Annotated in this window: 17 protein-coding genes; 10 read left to right on the top strand and 7 right to left on the bottom strand. The window is 43.0% G+C overall.

What is annotated here, in order from left to right; genetic code table 11:
- Positions 1–50 precede the first annotated feature (50 nt).
- The 3 genes from ACM0P2_RS11405 to ACM0P2_RS11395 are packed head-to-tail and all read left to right on the top strand — an operon-like array spanning position 51 to position 2,637.
- The gene (locus tag ACM0P2_RS11405) at positions 51–830 is read left to right on the top strand and encodes a 5-oxoprolinase subunit B family protein (RefSeq protein WP_419226610.1); all 780 of its coding nucleotides are present in this window, start codon (positions 51–53) and stop codon (positions 828–830) included.
- Complete coding sequence (locus tag ACM0P2_RS11400; RefSeq protein ID WP_159117716.1) at positions 827–1,774, top strand: biotin-dependent carboxyltransferase family protein; 948 nt, start codon at positions 827–829, stop codon at positions 1,772–1,774. The genes ACM0P2_RS11405 and ACM0P2_RS11400 overlap by 4 nt, the downstream gene beginning before the upstream one ends.
- Positions 1,771–2,637 carry a D-amino acid aminotransferase gene (locus ACM0P2_RS11395; protein WP_159117717.1) on the top strand — a complete coding sequence of 289 codons (867 nt, stop codon included), beginning with the start codon at positions 1,771–1,773 and terminating at the stop codon, positions 2,635–2,637. The genes ACM0P2_RS11400 and ACM0P2_RS11395 overlap by 4 nt, the downstream gene beginning before the upstream one ends.
- A 55-nt stretch (positions 2,638–2,692) precedes the next feature.
- Here ACM0P2_RS11395 and fur read toward each other — a convergent pair whose 3' ends face one another.
- Positions 2,693–3,121: a ferric iron uptake transcriptional regulator gene (gene fur, locus ACM0P2_RS11390; protein ID WP_105930083.1), complete on the bottom strand. Its 429-nt coding sequence runs from the start codon at positions 3,119–3,121 to the stop codon at positions 2,693–2,695.
- Positions 3,122–3,435: 314 nt separating this feature from the next.
- Here fur and ACM0P2_RS11385 point away from each other — a divergent pair, with 314 nt between their 5' ends.
- Positions 3,436–5,442 (top strand): methyl-accepting chemotaxis protein, encoded by a 2,007-nt coding sequence (locus ACM0P2_RS11385; RefSeq protein ID WP_159117718.1) that lies wholly within the window; start codon positions 3,436–3,438, stop codon positions 5,440–5,442.
- Between the two features lie 122 nt (positions 5,443–5,564).
- Here ACM0P2_RS11385 and fldA read toward each other — a convergent pair whose 3' ends face one another.
- The 5 genes from fldA to ACM0P2_RS11360 form a co-directional block, all read right to left on the bottom strand.
- Positions 5,565–6,089, bottom strand: a complete 525-nt coding sequence (fldA, locus tag ACM0P2_RS11380; RefSeq protein ID WP_105930082.1) for a flavodoxin FldA — start codon at positions 6,087–6,089, stop codon at positions 5,565–5,567.
- Positions 6,090–6,115: 26 nt separating this feature from the next.
- Positions 6,116–6,334 (bottom strand): DUF2788 domain-containing protein, encoded by a 219-nt coding sequence (locus tag ACM0P2_RS11375; protein WP_014998613.1) that lies wholly within the window; start codon positions 6,332–6,334, stop codon positions 6,116–6,118.
- A 123-nt stretch (positions 6,335–6,457) separates the two neighbouring features.
- Positions 6,458–7,237, bottom strand: a complete 780-nt coding sequence (locus ACM0P2_RS11370) for an alpha/beta fold hydrolase (RefSeq protein WP_419226609.1) — start codon at positions 7,235–7,237, stop codon at positions 6,458–6,460.
- Between the two features lie 103 nt (positions 7,238–7,340).
- Positions 7,341–7,739, bottom strand: coding sequence for an H-NS family nucleoid-associated regulatory protein (locus tag ACM0P2_RS11365; protein ID WP_105930081.1), 399 nt, complete (start codon positions 7,737–7,739; stop codon positions 7,341–7,343).
- A 145-nt stretch (positions 7,740–7,884) separates the two neighbouring features.
- Positions 7,885–9,534 carry an electron transfer flavoprotein-ubiquinone oxidoreductase gene (locus ACM0P2_RS11360; RefSeq protein ID WP_419226608.1) on the bottom strand — a complete coding sequence of 550 codons (1,650 nt, stop codon included), beginning with the start codon at positions 9,532–9,534 and terminating at the stop codon, positions 7,885–7,887.
- A gap of 370 nt (positions 9,535–9,904) precedes the next feature.
- On the opposite strand from ACM0P2_RS11360, the gene ACM0P2_RS11355 reads away from it, so the two are divergent.
- Both ACM0P2_RS11355 and ACM0P2_RS11350 read left to right on the top strand, forming a co-directional pair.
- Positions 9,905–10,657: an electron transfer flavoprotein subunit beta/FixA family protein gene (locus ACM0P2_RS11355; protein WP_039216447.1), complete on the top strand. Its 753-nt coding sequence runs from the start codon at positions 9,905–9,907 to the stop codon at positions 10,655–10,657.
- Positions 10,654–11,580, top strand: coding sequence for an electron transfer flavoprotein subunit alpha/FixB family protein (locus tag ACM0P2_RS11350; RefSeq protein ID WP_159117722.1), 927 nt, complete (start codon positions 10,654–10,656; stop codon positions 11,578–11,580). Before ACM0P2_RS11355 ends, ACM0P2_RS11350 begins: the two co-directional genes overlap by 4 nt.
- A gap of 111 nt (positions 11,581–11,691) precedes the next feature.
- On the opposite strand, the gene ACM0P2_RS11345 is transcribed toward ACM0P2_RS11350, so the two are convergent.
- Positions 11,692–12,000, bottom strand: coding sequence for an isoamylase early set domain-containing protein (locus ACM0P2_RS11345; protein WP_105930141.1), 309 nt, complete (start codon positions 11,998–12,000; stop codon positions 11,692–11,694).
- 357 nt (positions 12,001–12,357) lie between these two features.
- Between ACM0P2_RS11345 and ACM0P2_RS11340 the strand changes: the two genes are divergently transcribed.
- The 4 genes from ACM0P2_RS11340 to ACM0P2_RS11325 all read left to right on the top strand — a co-directional run bounded on the left by ACM0P2_RS11340 (position 12,358) and on the right by ACM0P2_RS11325 (position 19,446).
- Positions 12,358–13,590: an efflux RND transporter periplasmic adaptor subunit gene (locus ACM0P2_RS11340; RefSeq protein WP_159117723.1), complete on the top strand. Its 1,233-nt coding sequence runs from the start codon at positions 12,358–12,360 to the stop codon at positions 13,588–13,590.
- Positions 13,590–16,724, top strand: a complete 3,135-nt coding sequence (locus ACM0P2_RS11335) for an efflux RND transporter permease subunit (protein WP_419226607.1) — start codon at positions 13,590–13,592, stop codon at positions 16,722–16,724. Before ACM0P2_RS11340 ends, ACM0P2_RS11335 begins: the two co-directional genes overlap by 1 nt.
- Before the next feature lie 48 nt (positions 16,725–16,772).
- Positions 16,773–18,935: a prolyl oligopeptidase family serine peptidase gene (locus tag ACM0P2_RS11330; RefSeq protein ID WP_173359968.1), complete on the top strand. Its 2,163-nt coding sequence runs from the start codon at positions 16,773–16,775 to the stop codon at positions 18,933–18,935.
- 154 nt (positions 18,936–19,089) lie between these two features.
- Positions 19,090–19,446, top strand: a complete 357-nt coding sequence (locus ACM0P2_RS11325; RefSeq protein WP_173359969.1) for a hypothetical protein — start codon at positions 19,090–19,092, stop codon at positions 19,444–19,446.
- The last annotated feature ends 2 nt before the right edge of the window (positions 19,447–19,448 follow it).

Here is a 19,448-nt window from a genome sequence, read left to right as displayed (position 1 = left end):
CTCATAAAAAACACATTTATTAAAAATAATAACAGTATCAAGGACAGCAGATGCAAGCTTTCGGGTGTATTAAGCTAATTGTGACAGCAGGTGCTGACGCCATAATAGTGTATTTTGACGGCGCGAACTTAGATGAAGCAAACAGCGCATGTCACCAAATGCTTTCGGCTATTGACGCTAAACAGGAGCATATCGCTCATACTGATGTTGGTAAAAAGCCAGAAGGTGATACAAGTACTCGATGGAGTTGGTTACGCGAATGCGTGCCGTCCTACGACAGTTTGCTTATCATCTTTGACATGGCATTAATTGACAGTCACGGTGTATATCTAGCCTTACGAGAGTTAAGTGCCGAAAATATATATAGGCTTCCTACTGCATCAGAACAGCGCGTGAAAAACTCGGTGGTTGAAATTCCTGTGTGGTATGGCGCACCAAATGCCAGCGATTTAAGCATCGTAAGCAAGAAAACGTCACTGTCTATTGAAGAGATTATCGCGCTGCACACAAGTACAACTTATAAAGTATACGCAGTGGGCTTTTCTCCCGGGTTTGCCTATATGGGCGATATTCCAGAAGCGTTGAAATGTGCCCGTTTAGGCACACCGCGCAAGCGGGTTCCCAAAGGAGCAGTCGCGATAGCGGACAGACAAACTGCCGTCTACCCAAACGAGTCACCCGGTGGATGGAACCTTTTAGGGCTCACTGCGTTTGATATGCTTCTGCACAAAGATCAGCACAGTGAGTCACGATTGAGAGCGGGAGACGTAGTTAAGTTTGTTTCGATTACTGAGCAAGAATACAAATCAGGGTTGCAGGTTGAACTATGAGAATTAACGTACTCAGCAAGGGACTGTTTAGCCTCATTATCGATAAGGGCAGAGTAGGAAAACAGAGAGATGGTTTTTGCGAGTCAGGCCCCATGGACAGTAACGCCTATGATTGGGCCAATTTTCTTGCCTTCAATCTAGATGGCACACCGTGCATTGAAGCGATTGGCGAGATGCAGATACGCGTTGATGAAGATTGTGTTATTGCGGTTACTGGAAGAGAGCCTTCACTTGATATAGATGGGATCGCTAAAGCGGTATATCAGAGCCAAAAAGTATCAGCAGGCGCAACGATAACCTTCAAAAGTGCGCTTTTAGGTAGCAAAGCATACTTGGCAATATGTGGTAACTGGCAAGTGCCAAAAGCAGTGGGCAGTGCCTGTACGGTGGTTCGCGAACAGCTTGGTGGATTGGACGGTAAGGGATGCGTGTTAAAAGATGGCGATTGCATCGAGGTTTTAGCTAACACAAGAGTGAAAGACAACGCTAAAATGCGAACGCTAGCGCAGCAGCACATAGATGACTATGGCTTTATAGAATCAATCCGAGTTATTCCCGGTTATCAGTTTACAAGCTTTAGTAATGTTGCCGTACGTACATTTGAAACCAGTACTTATACGGTTTCATCATCAATCGACCGTATGGGCTTCAGACTAACAGGTGAGTCAGTGGCCTCCGATATAGAGAATATGCGCTCTGAAGCCATCCATCTAGGCGCCATTCAAGTTCCCGGCGACGGGCAGCCTATTGTGATGATGCGCGACAGGCAAACGTTGGGGGGCTATCCGAAATTAGGCTGTGTGAGCCCCTGTGATATAAGTCGCTTGGCACAAGCCGTGCCCGGTGAAAAGGTAAATTTTGTTTTTCAAGATGAAGAAGAGGCAAGGGCCGACTGGCTACTTATGACAAGTAGACGCCGCCAATTGCAAGGAGAAATATTGTGACAATTGCGTTTTTAAACGGTGAGTATATGCCTCTTTCTGAGGCGAAAATTTCTCCAATGGATAGAGGCTTTCTATTTGGTGACGGTATTTATGAAGTCATACCAACTTACGCTGGTAATCCTGTCGGGTTCAAAGGACACACCACGCGCATGGCTCAAGGTTTAGAAGCAATCGAAATCACCAATCCGTATACCGCAAAACAATGGCAGGATATTCTGTCAAATCTGGTTTCAAAGAATCAAACATTCATTGAAAGCGGAAACATTGGCGTTTATTTTCACGTAAGCCGGGGTACCGATACTAAGCGGTTCCATGCTTATCCTAAGCATATAGCACCAACGGTGTTTGGCTTTGCGTTTGAAATCGCGCCACCTCAACCTACGTCCAAGACTGATGCCAAACCTTTTAAAGTTGCACTCGAGCAAGATAAAAGATGGCAGCGATGCCACATTAAATCAACGTCGCTGTTAGGTAACGTTATGCATTATCAGGCGGGAGTAGACGCGGGCGTTAACGAAACTATATTGTACAACGGCGACGGTATGATAACCGAAGCAAGCTCATGTAATGTGTTTATGGTTAAAGACGGTGCTATATCGACGCCGCCACTCAATCACGAACTTCTTCCTGGCATTACTCGCGCTATAGCCATTGAAGCGTTCAAGCAAGCTGGGCTAGTTGTCTCCGAAACGTGGTTTAGTAAAGACGATCTTTTGAATGCTGATGAAGTATGGCTTACCTCATCGAGTAAAGAAGTAGCACCTGTGGTAGAGGTAGACGGGCACGTCATTGGGAATAGTGAAGTGGGGGATGTGTGGGAGAAAGCTATTGCTGCCTATCACTCCTACAAATTTAAAGCGTAAAAAACGAAAGAGGCCCGCATAAAAGCGGGCCTCTTCTTGAATAAATACAAATAATTTAGTCTGGTACGTTATCGCAGTTACCGTCGGTGCATTCGCCGTAAAGATAAAGGCTGTGATGTGTTAGCTTCATCTTATGTTTTTTGGCAATCATTTCTTGGCGTTCTTCGATGATCTCGTCTTCAAACTCGATAACTTTGCCGCACTTGAGGCATACCAAGTGGTCGTGATGATCTTTGTGGCTTATTTCGAATACTGATTTTCCGCCTTCAAAATGATGACGATTAAGGATACCTGCATCATCGAACTGGTTTAAAACGCGATATACTGTCGCTAAACCAATTTCTTCACCCTGTTCAATGAGTATTTTGTAAACGTCTTCAGCACTGATGTGTTGGTTTTCTGGCTCTTGCAGAATTTGTAAAATTTTAAGGCGAGGCAGAGTGACTTTAAGCCCTGCTTTTTTCAATTCTTTATTTTGATCCATTACAACCTACTAAGAACGAGTGAATAAATATTTGGGGTTATTATAGGTAAGTTAAAACAATTTAAAAGGAAAACCGTGGAAACTTTGTCTTCTCGACGAAAATTTACCCATTGCTTCAAGAACGACCAAATTTGACCCAGTGTGGTCGAGTAAATTAAGCAACTCCGACCAGTACATAAGTCTCAGATAATGTTACTAAATAACTAAAATAAATAAAACTTTTGACGTATTGCATTAACATCCTGTTAAACTAAACTTAATGAAGTGACTCAACGCTCCGATATTTTTGGCATGCAGTTTTAATGGAAGTGCCCATGCAGTTAACAATTATAAATAAAATCACACTAGGCTTCGGTCTATTCGGCTGCTTACTTTTACTTACCAGTACGCTCTCCTACTTTGGACTCAGTAGTATAAAAGACTCTGCGTTAGATGTTGTAGAACAGAAAATGCCGGTGCAAACCAGTATGGTAAAGGTGAAAACCGAGATTCTCTCGTTATCGGTGATTACGGCTAATGGCTATCACGTAGTAGATATTGCTGAGTTAAATGCTAATAAAGCGACCTTTGACTCATTATCGTCAGCATTCGAGGGCGACCTATCGAAGTTAACCTCCCTTATGCCCAAAAACAATGTAGCATCCAATGCCGTTGACGTAAGTTTGGCCTATGTTGATAGCAGCAATAACATGTATGCGGCAATTAATGAGAGGATGAATATTGAAAAGGCACTTGCCACCCAGCTTGAGAAGGTTCTGATGACCGCCGACGAAGCCAGTGCTCTTATGCTTGATCTTTCTTATTTAGAAGGTAATAACCCTAGCATCGAAACGCTTATTGGGGCTGGAACGGCTATCGATAATAAGCTACTCACAATGAACGACTCTTTTGTTGAATTGGCGGAAACAAACGATGCGGCACAAAGTGCCAATATTATCGAAGATTTAAATTATCAATTGAGCAATTTGCAAGTTGATAAGGACTACGTTAACCGCTTAGCAACAGATGTTGATGACGGTGGCACAATAGAGGCGTTTAACGAGCAGTATGACCTGCTTATTGAGGCGGTAAACGGGGCAAATGGCCTGATTGCTCTTCAACGTCAGAAACTGTTAGAGGTAGAAAAAGCTGCGGTTGCGCAAAAGCAAGCAAAAGAGGCGTTACAGACGGCACTTACCGATATTAATACCTTGTTCGATTCAGTACAGACGCAGTCGCTTGATGGACAAAACGCCATTCTCGAATCCGTTCAGGAAAATTTAGTTCGCAATATTATTGTTGCAGTCTTAGGGCTAACCGCAGCGATATTCTTAGCGGTAATTGTGACGCGTAGTATTTCAAAGCCTTTAGGTCGAATAAACCAAGGGCTGAGCCTGCTGAGTAAAGGCGATTTAAGTACGAAACTATCTGAAGAAGGCAACGATGAGTTTTCAGCACTATCAGCAAAGGTGAACAGTTTAACTGACAGTTTAAGAGAGCTGGTGGGTAATATTTTAGAACAAGAAAAGCGGCTGATTGAAATTACAAAAGAAAGCGTTGAGCTAGGTAACAAAAGCCTTTCGGAGGTGGATAAGCAGCGAGAGCAAGTCACTGTTACCTCAACGAACACGAAAAATGTCCAGGATAAGAGCCGCAGCAACCTTGCTCAAATTCACGATGCAATGGATGCGCTTAGAGAAATAACCCAACAGAGCACAGACATCGGTCATTTAGTCGATAAGAACCGTCAGCAAGTAGGAAATCAAGCTAGACAAGCTGAATCATCTTCACAAATTATAAGCAGGCTAGACGATAACTCTCGCAGTATTGGCAGTATTTTAGACGTCATTAAGACAATAGCTGAACAAACTAACTTGTTAGCGCTGAATGCTGCCATAGAAGCAGCCAGAGCCGGTGAGCAGGGCAGGGGATTTGCTGTGGTTGCTGATGAAGTACGAACGTTGGCAAATCGCACACACGACTCAACGGAAGAGATAGAGCAAATGATAGGTAATTTGCAAAAAGATGCTGCTGAGGCCGTTAAAGCGATTAATGCAGGGCGTGAGCAAGCGCAAGAAGGGGTGCAAATTACGCAGCAAGTTTCACAACAAGTTGAAAGCATTCGCCAGATTATTGAACGCTTAAGCGATATCAACGAACATATTGTCACGGATACTCAGCAACAAGACATACTGCTTGGTGATGTTGCCGAGAGTTTGAATAAAATTGTGGCCTTGGCAGATTCGAGTGCACAGAGCACTAGGCAGTCTAATGAATCAACGATGATGCTGGATGCACAAACTGAAAGCCTAAGAAAGGCAGTAGAGCGTTTCCACTTGTGATTTTCATTAGGTACTGTCTTGTACGCAACGCAATTCGCTTGAATGTAAATCAAATAAAAAAACCGCTCGTCTGAGCGGTTTTTTGTATGCCTATTTGTGCACGCTAATGTATCGCGTTCAAACTAGGCCAGTTCTGCCAAGCATAATTCGTCGTGAATTTGCTTACACCACGCTTTAACGCGAGACTCTGTTAGTTCAGGTTGGCGGTCTTCATCAATTCCTAGACCAACAAAATGATTGTCGTCAGCCATACCTTTAGATGCTTCGAAGTCATAGCCATCAGTTGACCATTGACCAACTAAAATCGCGCCTTTGGCTTCAACGATGTCTCTAACCATACCCATCGCATCTAAGAAGTATTCAGCATAATCTTCTTGATCGCCACAACCAAAAATTGCAACCAACTTATCATTAAAGTCGATTTGCTCTAACTCTGGGAAAAAGTCATCCCAGTCGCATTGCGCTTCACCGTAGTACCACGTAGGGATACCAAAGATAAGCAAATCAAAATCAGCGATGTCTTCTTTACTGCTCTTGGCAATGTCTTTAACATCAATTAGCTGTTTACCCAATTCCTTCTGGATCATTTTCGCAACATGTTCGGTATTACCCGTGTCACTTCCGAAAAATAGGCCAACGCTTGCCATATCTAACCTCTATTAATCGTTACTAATTAAACGCCTGTGCTTAACCAAAACCATTCAATAATGCCTTTCGCAAGAAACCCCAAGGCTCCTAAACCTAGCACACCATAGGTGACGACACGCCCTATGAGCGGTACATCGTTCTTACGCAGTACATCGTGTACAGCGAAACCCATCAATACGAAAAGTATAAATAAGCCGCCATACAACATGATGGACTCAATGAGTTCGTAATTTTCTGCAAGCATAGTGTTGTTACTTCAAAATTCTGGCGCAATGATACCACAGTATATACGCCTGTAAGAGCCTAAAACGTTCAAAAAAATGTAATAATAGTCATTCTCATCTTTTATGATGACGAAACCTTATTTTTAGGACGATTTCTTGAGCGTTCTCTCAACTATCGAATTAAATGCCGCAGGCTTTTCTGCATGCAACCAATGGCCCGTACCCTCGATAATATGTGCTTTCGCATTAGGGAAATAACGACTTATCTCATCGCGGTAAGCAGATGTTATGTAGTCAGACTCACTTCCCTTAATAAATAATGTTATGCCATCAAACGTCTGATTAGTTTGTTCCCAGTCAATAATATGGGAATAACTTGCCATGAGACCTTCTACATTAAATCGCCATTTCCATGCGCCGCTATCATCCTGATACAGGCTTTTCAAAAGAAACTGGCGCACGCCAAGTTCTTTTACATGCGCCGCCATTTCTTTTTCTGCGTCCTTTCTACTTTGGATGGTGGTTAACGGAACAGAATTCAAGCCGTCAAATACCGCTTGATGGCTATGGTCGTATTTAACCGGGGCAATGTCGGCAACAATTAAGTGGGATATTACATCACTGTGACTTAGGGCTAATCTCATTGCAACTTTGCCACCTAAAGAATGGCCCAATACCGCACTACGACTTATTTCAAGCGATTGCATTAGTTCGAACACCGCTTCAGCTGCATCGTCTATTGAAAACAATGAAGTCCACGGTGATTCACCATGATCCGGTAAATCAATGCTAAGGACATTAAAATCTGATTCAAAATGGCGTTTAATTCCCGCTAAATTATCGGCATTGCCAAAAAGACCGTGAATTAATATTAACCACGGAGAAGATGTTTGGCTTTTTGAAAGTTTATAGTTTAACTCCACAGCTTTATACCTATTTTCCATTTAAAAATGCGCTAACTGACGTGTGGTCAAAATAAAATAAGGCCTGTAAAACAGGCCCCATTATAATGGTTAAGCAGATAATTTAGTTTATAGCGTAATCGTCAAGTGACTTGCCGCTGTCGAGCGCATCTTTATATATGCGAGGCATACGACCTATGCCTGTCCATAAATGTTCTTCGCCTTTTTCATCTACCAGCTTATATTTGATTGGGCGCTTTTTTCCGGCCTTTTTATTTGTGTCGAGATTTAACGCCTGTAAATCTTCTACATTTAAGCCAGCTTCTTCCATTTGCTTTTTAATTGACGCTAGCTTTTCTAACTTTTCTTTTTCTAGTTTTTCTTGCTCAAGAGCTTTTTCTTTTCTTTTTTCTATTATACCGCTAAGTTTTTCTTGAACCTGCTCAAGTTCTTCTATGCTTAATTCCTTAACAGCACCTTGTAAACGTCTTCCATGGGTTAAAATATCTAAAAATTCGCTCATTAATTAACCTTAATACGTTGTACTAAATTTCAATTAGATAATAATTAAAAGTAGCACAAAAAAAAAGCGAGCTACGCTCGCTTTTAAAAATTATCCGTTTAATTGCAGAAATTATTAAATGTTGTTTCGCAAAGGTAGAGGAAATTTACATATTTGGATAATTGGGGCCGCCTGCACCCTCTGGTACAACCCATTTAATATTTTGGCTGGGATCCTTGATATCGCAGGTTTTACAGTGAACGCAGTTCTGTGCGTTAATTTGGAAACGAGGTTGTCCTTCTTCTTCAATTACCTCATATACCCCAGCAGGGCAGTAGCGCTGAGCAGGCTCGGCAAATTTAGGTAAATTAATTTGAATAGGAATAGAAGGATCTTTCAGTTTTAAGTGACAGGGCTGATCTTCTTCATGGTTGGTGTTAGATAAAAATACCGACGATAATTTATCAAAACTCAACACGCCATCTGGTTTCGGATAGGAAATCTCTTTCGCATCTTTTGCTTTTTTAAGTTGAGCATAATCTTTATGTTCATCTTTCATAGTGAAAAACAAATTGCCGTTAAAGAAATTTTGCTCAAGTGTATTAAATGCGCCGCCCCAGAAATTACCTAGCTTATGAATCGCAGGACCAAAATTACGAGAGCGGAACAATTCGTCATACAGCCACGATGATTTAAATTTCTCTGTAAAGCTGGTTAACTCTTTTGTGGGGGCTTCAGAATTCTCCACAATTGCATCAAAAATACTTTCAGCGGCTAACATGCCTGACTTCATTGCAGTGTGATTACCCTTTATCTTCGCAAAATTGAGGGTACCTGCTTCACAGCCTACTAATAAGCCGCCAGGAAAGGTCATTTTAGGCAACGAATTAAAGCCACCCTTTGCAATTGCACGAGCGCCGTAAGAAATGCGCTTACCACCTTCCAGGTACTGTTTAAAAACAGGGTGATGTTTGAGGCGCTGAAATTCATCAAACGGGCTTAAATAGGGGTTGTCATAATTAAGGTCAACGATTAGGCCAACGAACACCTGATTGTCCTCAGCGTGATAAAGATAGCTGCCGCCGGTGGCATCATCAAGGGGCCAACCCGCGCTGTGAACAACCAAACCTGGCTGATGCTTGGATGGATCTATATCCCAAATTTCTTTAAAGCCAATGGCATAGTGTTGAGGAGAAGCATCTTGATCTAACTTAAAGTGAGAAATGAGCTCTTTGCCTAAGTGACCGCGACAGCCCTCAGCAAACACGGTGTATTTAGCACGTAACTCCATGCCTGGCATATAGCCGTCTTTAGGTTCGCCATTTTCGCCAACACCCATGTCTCCGGTAAGCACACCGCCAACACTGCCATCTTCATTATAAATAACTTCAGAGGCAGCGAACCCAGGAAATACTTCAACCCCTAACTGTTCAGCTTGTTCTGCTAACCAGCGGCTAACGTTCCCCATTGAGACAATGTAATTGCCGTCATTGTGCATGGTTTTTGGCGTTATGCCGTTTGGTAGCTTTCTCGATGACGTTTCATCGTTAAGTAAATAGATATGGTCTTCAGTGACTGGCGTGTTGAGCGGTGCACCTTTTTCTTTCCAGTCAGGAAAAAGCTCGTTGAGTGCGCGAGGTTCGAACACCGCGCCAGAAAGAATATGCGCGCCTACTTCGGAGCCTTTTTCGACCACACAGACCATTAGCTCTTGGTCTTTCTCATTTGCAAGCTGCATAAGCTTGCAAGCCGTTGATAATCCAGCTGGGCCGGCACCGACGATGACTACGTCAAACTCCATCGATTCTCGTTCCACGGGAGGCTCCTTATGTTTGTATTTTTATAGTGCACTATTGATGAAACAAATAATGCTTTGTGTCAAAAACATGTAAATTAATTGTCGTTTTGCAAGGTAATGCAGGTTGACGTTTACGTCAACAGTAAGTACATTGCAAAGCAGTTTACGTTAACGTTAACTGGCGGTTCATTATAACTGCTCGTAAACGTGGTGTTAACGTCGTTTTAAGGCTAGCCTTTTAAAAACGTACGTTCCACAGTTTCTTTTTTAACGTAGAAGCATTGTTAAAGTTTCAAAAAGCGTGGTGATGTAATACGTTTTTAATTATTAATAGTTAATTATTAATGAAACGTAATTAGCACCGACGAACTCAACAATTGAGGTAAATATGAAAATACTCGTACCGGTCAAACGCGCGATCGACTACAACGTTAAGGTAAGAGTGAAGGCCGATGAATCAGGCGTAGATCTTACTAACGCGAAAATGGCCATTAACCCTTTCTGTGAAATTGCTGTTGAAGAAGCCGTTCGTTTAAAAGAAAAGGGCGTGGCCACTGAAATCGTTGTCGTTTCAATTGGTGACAAAAGCTGCCAAGAACAAATACGTACAGCACTAGCCCTAGGTGCTGATCGCGGTATCCAAATCGATACCGATCAAAATCTTGATTCACTTCAAGTGGCAAAGCTATTAGCCAAAGTGGTAGAAGAAGAGCAGCCTCAGCTTGTTATTCTTGGTAAACAGAGCATCGATTCTGACAACAACCAAACAGGCCAGATGCTTGCCGCATTAACTGGTATGCCTCAGGGAACTTTTGCCTCTGAAGTGGTTGTAGATGGCGAAAAAGTGAATGTAACTCGTGAAATCGACGGTGGTCTTCAAACTGTTGCGCTCTCGCTTCCAGCTGTAGTCACAACAGACCTTCGTTTGAACGAACCGCGTTACGCCTCGCTTCCAAATATTATGAAAGCAAAGCGTAAGCCTCTTGATGTTAAAGCGGCCGCAGACTTTGGTGTTGCATTAGAGTCAAACGTAAAAGTGCTTAAAGTCACGCCTCCGCCTCAGCGTGAGGGTGGCATTAAAGTGGCAGACGTTGCTGAGTTAGTAGATAAGTTAAAAAATGAAGCAAAGGTGATCTCATGAGCGTACTCGTATATGCAGAACACGATAACACAAGCTTAAAGACGGAAACGCATAAGCTTGTGAACGCGGCACAGAAAATGGGCGGCGATATCCACGTTTTAGTGGCAGGCGAAGGTTGCCAAGCGGTTGCTGAAGCTGCTGCTCAGATTGATGGGGTTGCGAAGGTACTTGTTGCTGATAATGCAGCTTATAAGCATCAACTGGCCGAAAATACGGCTGACTTGGTTCTTGAACTAGCGGGCGACTATAGCCATGTCATTGCAGCTGCAACAACTACAGGTAAAAACTTTATGCCTCGCGTAGCGGCATTGTTAGATGTTGCCCAAATCTCTGACATTATTGGCGTAGAAAGTGAAGATACTTTTGTACGTCCAATTTATGCAGGTAACGCAATTGCTACCGTTCAATCATCTGACGCAAAAAAGGTGATTACGGTTCGTGCAGCATCATTCGATGCAGCTGCAACTGGTGGTAGTGCTGAAGTAACCGCAATTGATGTGGTTAAAGGCAGTGAGAAATCTGACTTCGTTTCAGCAGAGCTTACTGAATCTGAGCGCCCAGAACTCACAGCAGCAGAAGTAGTTATTTCAGGCGGTCGTGGTATGCAAAATGGCGACAACTTCAAGCTTCTTGAAGGTATTGCAGACAAGCTTGGTGCAGCTATTGGCGCATCGCGCGCTGCGGTAGATGCTGGCTTTGTTCCTAACGATATGCAGGTTGGTCAAACGGGCAAGATTGTTGCGCCTCAATTGTATATCGCTGTAGGTATTTCAGGCGCTATTCAGCACCTTGCGGGTATGAAAGACTCTAAAGTTATTGTTGCTATTAACAAAGACGAAGAAGCGCCAATTTTCCAAGTTGCTGACTATGGTTTAGTGGGAGACCTATTCGACGTTCTTCCAGAGCTTGAAGGCTCACTTTAGTCATATCGCTTAAACGACAAAAGGCTGCATTAATGCAGCCTTTTTTGTAGGGATTGGTTTTTCAATACGCGCGGTATCTTATAGGTATAATGCTTGGATTTGAGCTAGTTGTTATACTCGAACAACAGAGTTGTCCTCAATGCTCACCGGTGAGGGGATGTACGCATCGGCATCCCAGTCATTTTCCCATTTTTCCCCGTCAAGAAGATATCTGAATTGGTATTCATTATCTTTTTCTAGGTCTACCGTTAACGTAAAGTCGCCGCTTTTTAGCTTTTTCATTGTTAATGGTTGGGTTTTCCAATCAGTGAAATCTCCACATAGAGATGCTTCTTTGGCGTCTTTTGCCGCTTCCGCATTTAGTCGAAATGTCACTTTACACAGAGGTTTTGATTTAAGGTATTGTTTCTTAAGGCTCATAATCTGTTTTCCCTTCAACGTTGCGAATTCAATCCCGAGGCGAATGAGCATGCAAGGCAGTGCTCAAGTGATAGCCGCCGGTTAACTCATAACCAATGAGTGCTTAAATAATCAACGAAAACCTCATAATTATCAATCATACTTTGTATTCTTTTGATATTTTTTTATATTAGTAACGCTTGATTTTTTTGTGCTCTTTTTTTTAATAATTCGAAATAAATTTTAACAATCTTAAATGAGTACTCTACCAATAAATTCAGTACACTAGTGTTGATACAATAATAATAGAAATTTTGGGGTATCTGAGTGGCAAGACATTGCTTTTACTTTGGTTACCTTCGTTCCTAGGGATAGTAAATGAAAAACTCCATGTTAATGAAAAGTGGTATTCCACTGTTCATAGTATTAATCGCGTTTGTTGCAGCGGCGGTTATGATTAAATCGCGCAAGCCACCTGAGCAAGTCCCCGTAGAGATCCCTGCTTTCTTAGTTGATGCAAAAGCAGTGAACGCAGAGCAAGTAAGCTTCATTGTAAAATCTCAAGGTAATGTGGTACCCCGAAATAAAACCGGGCTAAGTGCACAGGTCAGTGGCAAGGTAGTGAGTCTTTCCGATGCGTTTATCGCGGGAGGAACATTTCAGAAGGGCGACATACTCGCCACGCTAGAGCAAGATGACTATCGCACAGATTTAAAGCTTGCAGAAGCTGAACTCGCTCAAGCGCAAGCTGCCTTACAGGAGGAAATAGCGCGAGGAAAGGTTGCAGAACAAGAATGGCGCTCAGTAAGCAGCGTCGCGCCACCTGAGTTGGGCTTAAGAAAGCCCCAATTGGCAAAAGAACAGGCAAACGTTAAAGCCGCAGAGGCTAAACTAGAGCGTGCAAAGCGCAATTTAGAACGAACTAAAATCACAGCGCCATACAACGGTATCGTTGTAGAGCGAAATATTGATCTTGGACAGTTTGTGGCTGCGGGTTCAATGCTGGGCACTGTATATTCTACCGATACGGCGGAAGTAAGATTACCTATTCCAGATAGCGACCTCATGTTTATCGATATAGCTGGGCAGTCGAGCGAAAGCGCCCCCGTTTCTCTCTTTGCGTCGGTTGGTGGCGTTAAGCGCACATGGGAAGGCAAGCTAGTTCGTTCAGAAGGAATTTTAGATACGGGTAGTCGAGTAGTCTACGCCATTGTTGAAGTTAAAGACCCTTATAATCTTAACGATTCTCACCCTTCGCCACTGCGTTTCGGTCAATTTGTGGAAGCAGAAATTACCTCTCGCCAAAACGAAGAGCTTGTGGTGCTACCTCGCAGTATTTTGCGGTTAGATAATACCGTAGTTACCGTTAACGATAATCGAGAAATTGATATTAAGCCGGTTGAAATTGCTCGTACCACCGCGAAAGATGTGTTTATTCGCTCTGGTATCGAAGAAGGTTCATTGGTCGTCACCAGTGCGGTTCCAAACCCTTATAACGGTATGAAAGTCCGTTTGCCAGGTGATGAGCCTGTGTTATCTGAAGCAGCTGAATCTGATACGTCGAAAAACACTGACAAAGTGGAAAGCAAGTCCTCTGAAGGAGGCAACTAATGAGTCGCATTGATACAAACAAAGGCTTAATTGCCTGGTTTGCAAAAAATAATGTTGCCGCTAATCTACTAATGATATTGCTTGTTGTTGGCGGTATATTCAGTGCGTTCAGTATTCAAAAGCAAGTTTTTCCAAGCTTTGAAATAGACGTCATTAGTGTACGGGTTCCCTACTTAGGTGCTGCGCCACAGGAAGTAGAAGAAGGCGTACTGCTAAAAATAGAAGAGGCAATTAAAGACTTAGAGGGCATTAAGCAAATTAACGCTACCGCCGTTGAAGGGATGGGAACGGTAAGCATCCAAGTCGAAGAAGATTATGATGTGCAGTCGTTGCTTGATGAGGTAAAGGTACAGGTGGATGCAATACCAAGCTTCCCCGCTGATACTGAAAAACCAGTAATTTATCGCCAAAAAATTCAACAGGATGTGATTTGGATTTCAGTTTATGGTGACGCGTCAGAGCGAGAGTTGAAAGAGTTTGCCAAAAATTTACGCGATGACATTGCTAATTTGTCAGGAATTTCCAGTGTTCAAGTAGTGGGCGCGCGCGACTACGAAATATCGGTAGAGCTGTCTGAAGTCGATTTACAAAAGTACAATCTTACCTTTGCTGATGTTGTAGGGCGCTTAAGCCAGTCTAGTGTGGACTTACCTGGTGGTTCAATTCGCACCGAAAACGGCGATATCTTGCTAAGAACAAAGGGGCAAGCCTATACCGGCTGGGACTTTTCTCAAATTGTACTGGTCACTAATTCGAATGGAACGCGAGTAACTTTGGGCGATGTTGCATATATAAACGACGGCTTCATCGAAAATAATCAATACGCCTTATTTGACGGTAAGCCAGCCGTTAGCTTGCGGGTACAAGCCGTTGGTGATCAGAATGCGTTAGAGATATCTGAACAAGTAAACAATTACATCGATAGTCAAAAGGCAGAATTTCCAGCCCACATTACGGCCGATACATGGGGAGATAGCTCATTCTATCTTGCTGATAGACTTAATATGATGCTCGAAAATATGTTTTTCGGCGCGCTTCTTGTTTTTCTGGTTCTGTCTCTATTTTTAAAAATAAAGCTCGCATTTTGGGTTATTGTAGGGCTACCGGTGTGTTTCCTTGGCACTTTATTTGTCATGCCGTTAGATGTAGTGGGTGTATCTATTAATATGCTCAGCTTGTTCGCCTTTATCCTTGTCTTAGGGATAGTGGTAGACGATGCCATCATCATGGGCGAGTCAGCTTACTCTGAAATAGATAAAAAGGGTCACAGCGCTGACAACGTCATTGCCGGTGTTAAAAAGGTTGCTATACCCGCCACTTTCGGCGTACTGACTACTATCGCTGCATTTATGCCAATGCTTATGGTTTCTGGCCCTTTCGGTATTATTTGGAAGACCATCGGCATGGTGGTGATTGTCTGTCTAATATTCTCACTTATAGAGTCTAAGCTTATATTGCCTGCCCACCTTGTGCATATGAAGCTGAAGCCCTATGACCCAGCAAAAGCTAATAGCTTTCAAAAGTTTAGAGACTTTTTCAGTGAAGGTATAAAGACCTTCATTCAAAATAAATATGCACCTTTTTTAGCTAAAGCCATACGCAATAGGTATACCACGGTTTCCGTTTTTGTCGCGATGCTGATCTTAACAGTTGGTTTATTTGGCGGTGGTATCGTGCGTTTTGTATTTTTCCCTAATATCCCAAGCGACTTTATGGTTGCCAGCTTCGAGCTAGAACCAGGCTCGTCACTACAGCAGCGTGATAATGTGCTTACAACGCTTCGTGAAGCTATGCATCGCATGGACGAAAAGATTGCTGAAGAATCTGGAGAAAATGTAATTAAACACGCCATTGCATTTGATAATGGCAATTTAGGCGGAGAGATTTTTGCGGAGCTTACAAAAGGGGAAACACGAACGCTGACTGATTTTGAAATTCAGGACATGTGGCGTCAGGAGCTTCCTGAAATACCTGGTGTTAAGTCATTCAATATTAGTTCTCCTGGCGGTCCGGGTGGTGGTGCAGACCTTAGCTTTGAGTTTAGTTCAGGCGATATCAAAGCGCTGCGTGCTATTAGCGAAGAGCTAAAAGAAGCGTTAGATCAATACGAAGGCGTAACCGATATTAACGATACTTTCTCTGGTGGCAGTGATGAAATTCAGTTAGCGCTTAAGCCACAAGCTGATGCACTTGGTATTTCGTTACGAGACCTTGGTCAACAGGTACGTTTTGGCTTTTATGGCGCAGAAGTTCAGCGTATTCAGCGAGACGACGAAGAAATAAAAGTTATGGTACGCTACCCTAAAACCGAGCGAAGCTCCGTAGAGCATCTTGAAAATATGCGTATTCGCGCACCAAATGGACAAGAAATACCTTTTGAGCAAGTGGCGACCTTCACTGTTGGCCAAGGCTTTGACTCTATTATTCGCGTAGACGGAAAGCGTTCTGTTACCGTTACGGGTGTAGTTGATAAAGCATTACTCGACCCATCAGAAGTGACGAATGACGTAATTGAAAACCTAATGCCAGACTTGTTGGCTCGTTATCCAAAAGTTGACTTTCAGCTGCAGGGGAACTCAAAGGAACAAGCCGAAGCTATGTTTAGTCTGATGCAAGGGTTGTTGTTTGCATTGTTCGCTATCTACACATTACTTGCTATTCCGCTCAAATCTTATAGCCAACCTCTGATCATAATGTCAGTAATTCCTTTTGGCATAGTGGGCGCTATTATCGGCCACTTGGTGCTTGGCATGGCGGTAAGTGTATTGTCTGTCTGCGGCATTATTGCGTTATCTGGGGTTGTGGTAAACGACAGCTTGATCATGGTGGATTTTGTAAACCGTGCGCGCAAAGAAGGAATGTCTCTAATGGAGGCGGCAATTAGCGCTGGTACGCAGCGTTTTAGAGCGATAATTCTAACGTCATTAACTACCTTTATGGGGTTGATGCCAATTGTATTTGAACGCAGTCTGCAAGCACAGGTTGTCATACCTATGGCTATTTCCTTGGCCTTCGGTATTTTGTTTGCAACGGTGATAACGCTGCTACTCGTTCCTGCACTTTATCTAATTCTTAACGACCTTAAGAATGTATTTAAAGGCAGAAGACAAGCTCAAGTTACGACAGAAAGTTAAATAGATAATGCCGGGTAAAACCGGCATTTTTCTTTTAGGGAATAAAAAATGAAGAAAAATCTAATATACGCAGCTGTGGTTGCAGCTTCCGCAGGCTTAACTTTGGCTTGCACAAGTTCGCCAAGCGAAATGTCTGATTCAGTTAAAATAGAACAGAACAGCGCTAGTATGCCGAAAGTGTCAGGTTACCCAGAAACGAAAACCGTTGCACAGCAGGATAATTATCATGGCACTATGGTTAGCGACCCCTATCGCTGGTTAGAGGAAGAGAAAAGCGGAGAAGTAAAAACGTGGGTTGAGTCGCAAAACACGCTTGCTCGCCCTTACTTGGCCGAATTACCCTCTAGAGAGCGTTACAAAGAACGTTTAACCGCGCTTTGGGATTATGAGAAGTATTCGACGCCATACATGGTAAACGGCAAGCTATTTTATTCCTACAACAACGGTTTACAAAATCAGTATGTGCTTTACATGGCAGACGGCGTTGACGGTGAACCCGAAGTGTTGATTGACCCAAATACGTTAAGCGATGATGGCACAGTATCAATGGCATCAACAGAGCTTAGCCCCAAAGCCTCGTACCTTGCATATATGCTATCTGATGGTGGTACTGATTGGAAAACCATTCACCTTCGCAACACCAGCAATAAATCAGACTTAACGGATACTATCAAAGGCATTAAGTTTTCGAATATCGCCTGGTTGCCTGACGAAAGTGGATTCTTTTACTCTCGTTACCCAAAAAATGAAATGGGCGAGTATGATGATAGTCAAACGGTAGCTATCTACTTTCATGAGGTAGGTACAGCACAAAGTGCAGACAAAAAGATCTTTGCGTTTGAAGGAAAGGATACCTGGAACCCATATCCTTCAGTTGTACAGGATGGTGAAACATTACTTATTTCTGTTTTTGAAGGGTATCAGGCTAACGGTGTGTATGCTAAATCGCTTAGAGAGGATGACAGCGAGCTTGTTCCTGTTTTCGACAAGTGGGATGGTCGATACGATTTAATTGGCGAGCATGGCGATGCGCTGTTCTTCACTTCTACTGCAGATGCCCCAACAGGCAAGGTCGTTAAAGTAACTTTTGATAATGGTGTTAACGCTACTGAGACCGTTATTGAGAGTACACCTGATACCTTATCTAGCGTTTCTCTTCTAGGTGAGAAGCTTTTTGCACAGTATCTAAAAGACGTGAAAGGTCAGGTGAGCGTATTTGATTTAACCGGCGAAAAAGTTGATGAAATCACGTTCTCTGACATAGGTAGTGTAAGCGGCTTTTTTGGCGGAAAAAATGCCGATACAACCTTTTATAAACTGACTGGATTTACAAATCCAGGTCAGGTGTATGCCTACAATATAAAAAGTGGTGAGTCTTCGTTATTTAAAACCATCGATACCGGTATTAATTATGACGATTACGAAACAAAGCAAATTTTCTATACCAGTAAAGATGGAACGAAAGTGCCCATGTTTATTGTACATAAAAAAGGCTTAAAGCTAGATGGCAACAACAAAACCCTGTTGTACGGGTATGGTGGTTTTAATATTTCATTAGTACCACGGTATTCAGTATCGCGTATGGTATGGGTAGAGCAGGGCAATGTACTGGCCATAGCTAACCTACGCGGTGGTGGCGAGTATGGGCAGAAATGGCATAAAGCTGGTACTAAGCTAGACAAGCAAAACGTGTTCGATGACTTTATCGCAGCCGGTGAGTATTTAGTTGAAAGCGGCTACACCACACCTGAGAAAATGGGTATTCAAGGTGGTTCGAATGGCGGCTTGCTTGTAGGCGCGACCTTAACTCAGCGTCCGGACCTTTTCTCTGCGGCCTTACCTGCAGTCGGTGTGTTGGATATGCTTCGCTATCACACGCCAAGTGCGAACGCACGCGCTTGGTCTTCTGATTATGGGTTAAGTGAAAATAAAGACGAATTTGAAGCGCTTTACGCTTATTCGCCACTTCACAATACTAAGCCTGGCACCTGTTACCCAGCTACATTAGTCACTACAGGTGATCACGATGACCGTGTTGTGCCGTGGCACAGCTATAAGTTTGCAGCCCAACTACAAGAAGATCAAAGCTGTGATAACCCGGTTCTGCTTCGTGTAGAAACCCGCGCAGGTCACGGTGCAGGTACGCCAACGTGGATGCAAATTGAGGGGTATGCCGACCAGTGGGCCTTTTTAGAGTCTGCTCTTAACTAACTTCCTATCATTTTCAACAAAAACAAGCCGCTGTGAAAAAGCGGCTTTTTTGTTTGCATTTTAAACAAATGAACATACACTGTATAAATATCAGTATGGTTTATTTTGAATCTTATTTAGGCGTGCGACTTTGCACAACCTTTAGGAGAAAATTATGCAAACAGGCATTAAAGCGGTTGATCAACTTATATCGAAACACGGCATTATGGCTGAATTCGGAGCCGACACGTTTCAACGCCGCACTCGCTTAACCGGTGGCGATGAACGCGCGAACACACTGCCTTTTTGTATGTATCAAAAAGTGGCAAACGCTCCTTTATCAAAGCAATTTACCGTGCATCATTTTTACATGCCGGGGAACAAAGGAAAGTTAGCGAGCTTTTTGTTTGATGAAAAAGGGCAGTTAATAGAGCAGGTCTACTATCAAAAAGTCGCGCGGTGGGTGCAGGTGTGCAGAAAACTACAGCAGTTAGTGGAAGTGCCAACCTCAGACGTTCATATGGCGGCGTAAAA

Source organism: Alteromonas sp. OM2203, from assembly GCF_048517045.1.
GTDB lineage: Bacteria > Pseudomonadota > Gammaproteobacteria > Enterobacterales > Alteromonadaceae > Alteromonas > Alteromonas gracilis.
Note: the sequence above shows the minus strand (reverse complement) of the source record. Positions and strands in the feature narration are given on the sequence as shown.

Bases quoted from the DNA above. Each gene is read 5' to 3' on its own strand.
- ACM0P2_RS11350 (WP_159117722.1), top strand. From the start codon at position 10,654: ATGAGCGTACTCGTATATGCAGAACACGATAACACAAGCTTAAAGACG.
- ACM0P2_RS11345 (WP_105930141.1), bottom strand. From the start codon at position 12,000: ATGAGCCTTAAGAAACAATACCTTAAATCAAAACCTCTGTGTAAAGTG.
- ACM0P2_RS11355 (WP_039216447.1), top strand. From the start codon at position 9,905: ATGAAAATACTCGTACCGGTCAAACGCGCGATCGACTACAACGTTAAG.
- ACM0P2_RS11340 (WP_159117723.1), top strand. From the start codon at position 12,358: ATGAAAAACTCCATGTTAATGAAAAGTGGTATTCCACTGTTCATAGTA.
- ACM0P2_RS11375 (WP_014998613.1), bottom strand. From the start codon at position 6,334: ATGCTTGCAGAAAATTACGAACTCATTGAGTCCATCATGTTGTATGGC.
- ACM0P2_RS11365 (WP_105930081.1), bottom strand. From the start codon at position 7,739: ATGAGCGAATTTTTAGATATTTTAACCCATGGAAGACGTTTACAAGGT.
- ACM0P2_RS11325 (WP_173359969.1), top strand. From the start codon at position 19,090: ATGCAAACAGGCATTAAAGCGGTTGATCAACTTATATCGAAACACGGC.
- ACM0P2_RS11385 (WP_159117718.1), top strand. From the start codon at position 3,436: ATGCAGTTAACAATTATAAATAAAATCACACTAGGCTTCGGTCTATTC.
- ACM0P2_RS11335 (WP_419226607.1), top strand. From the start codon at position 13,590: ATGAGTCGCATTGATACAAACAAAGGCTTAATTGCCTGGTTTGCAAAA.
- ACM0P2_RS11330 (WP_173359968.1), top strand. From the start codon at position 16,773: ATGAAGAAAAATCTAATATACGCAGCTGTGGTTGCAGCTTCCGCAGGC.
- ACM0P2_RS11400 (WP_159117716.1), top strand. From the start codon at position 827: ATGAGAATTAACGTACTCAGCAAGGGACTGTTTAGCCTCATTATCGAT.
- ACM0P2_RS11405 (WP_419226610.1), top strand. From the start codon at position 51: ATGCAAGCTTTCGGGTGTATTAAGCTAATTGTGACAGCAGGTGCTGAC.
- fur (WP_105930083.1), bottom strand. From the start codon at position 3,121: ATGGATCAAAATAAAGAATTGAAAAAAGCAGGGCTTAAAGTCACTCTG.
- fldA (WP_105930082.1), bottom strand. From the start codon at position 6,089: ATGGCAAGCGTTGGCCTATTTTTCGGAAGTGACACGGGTAATACCGAA.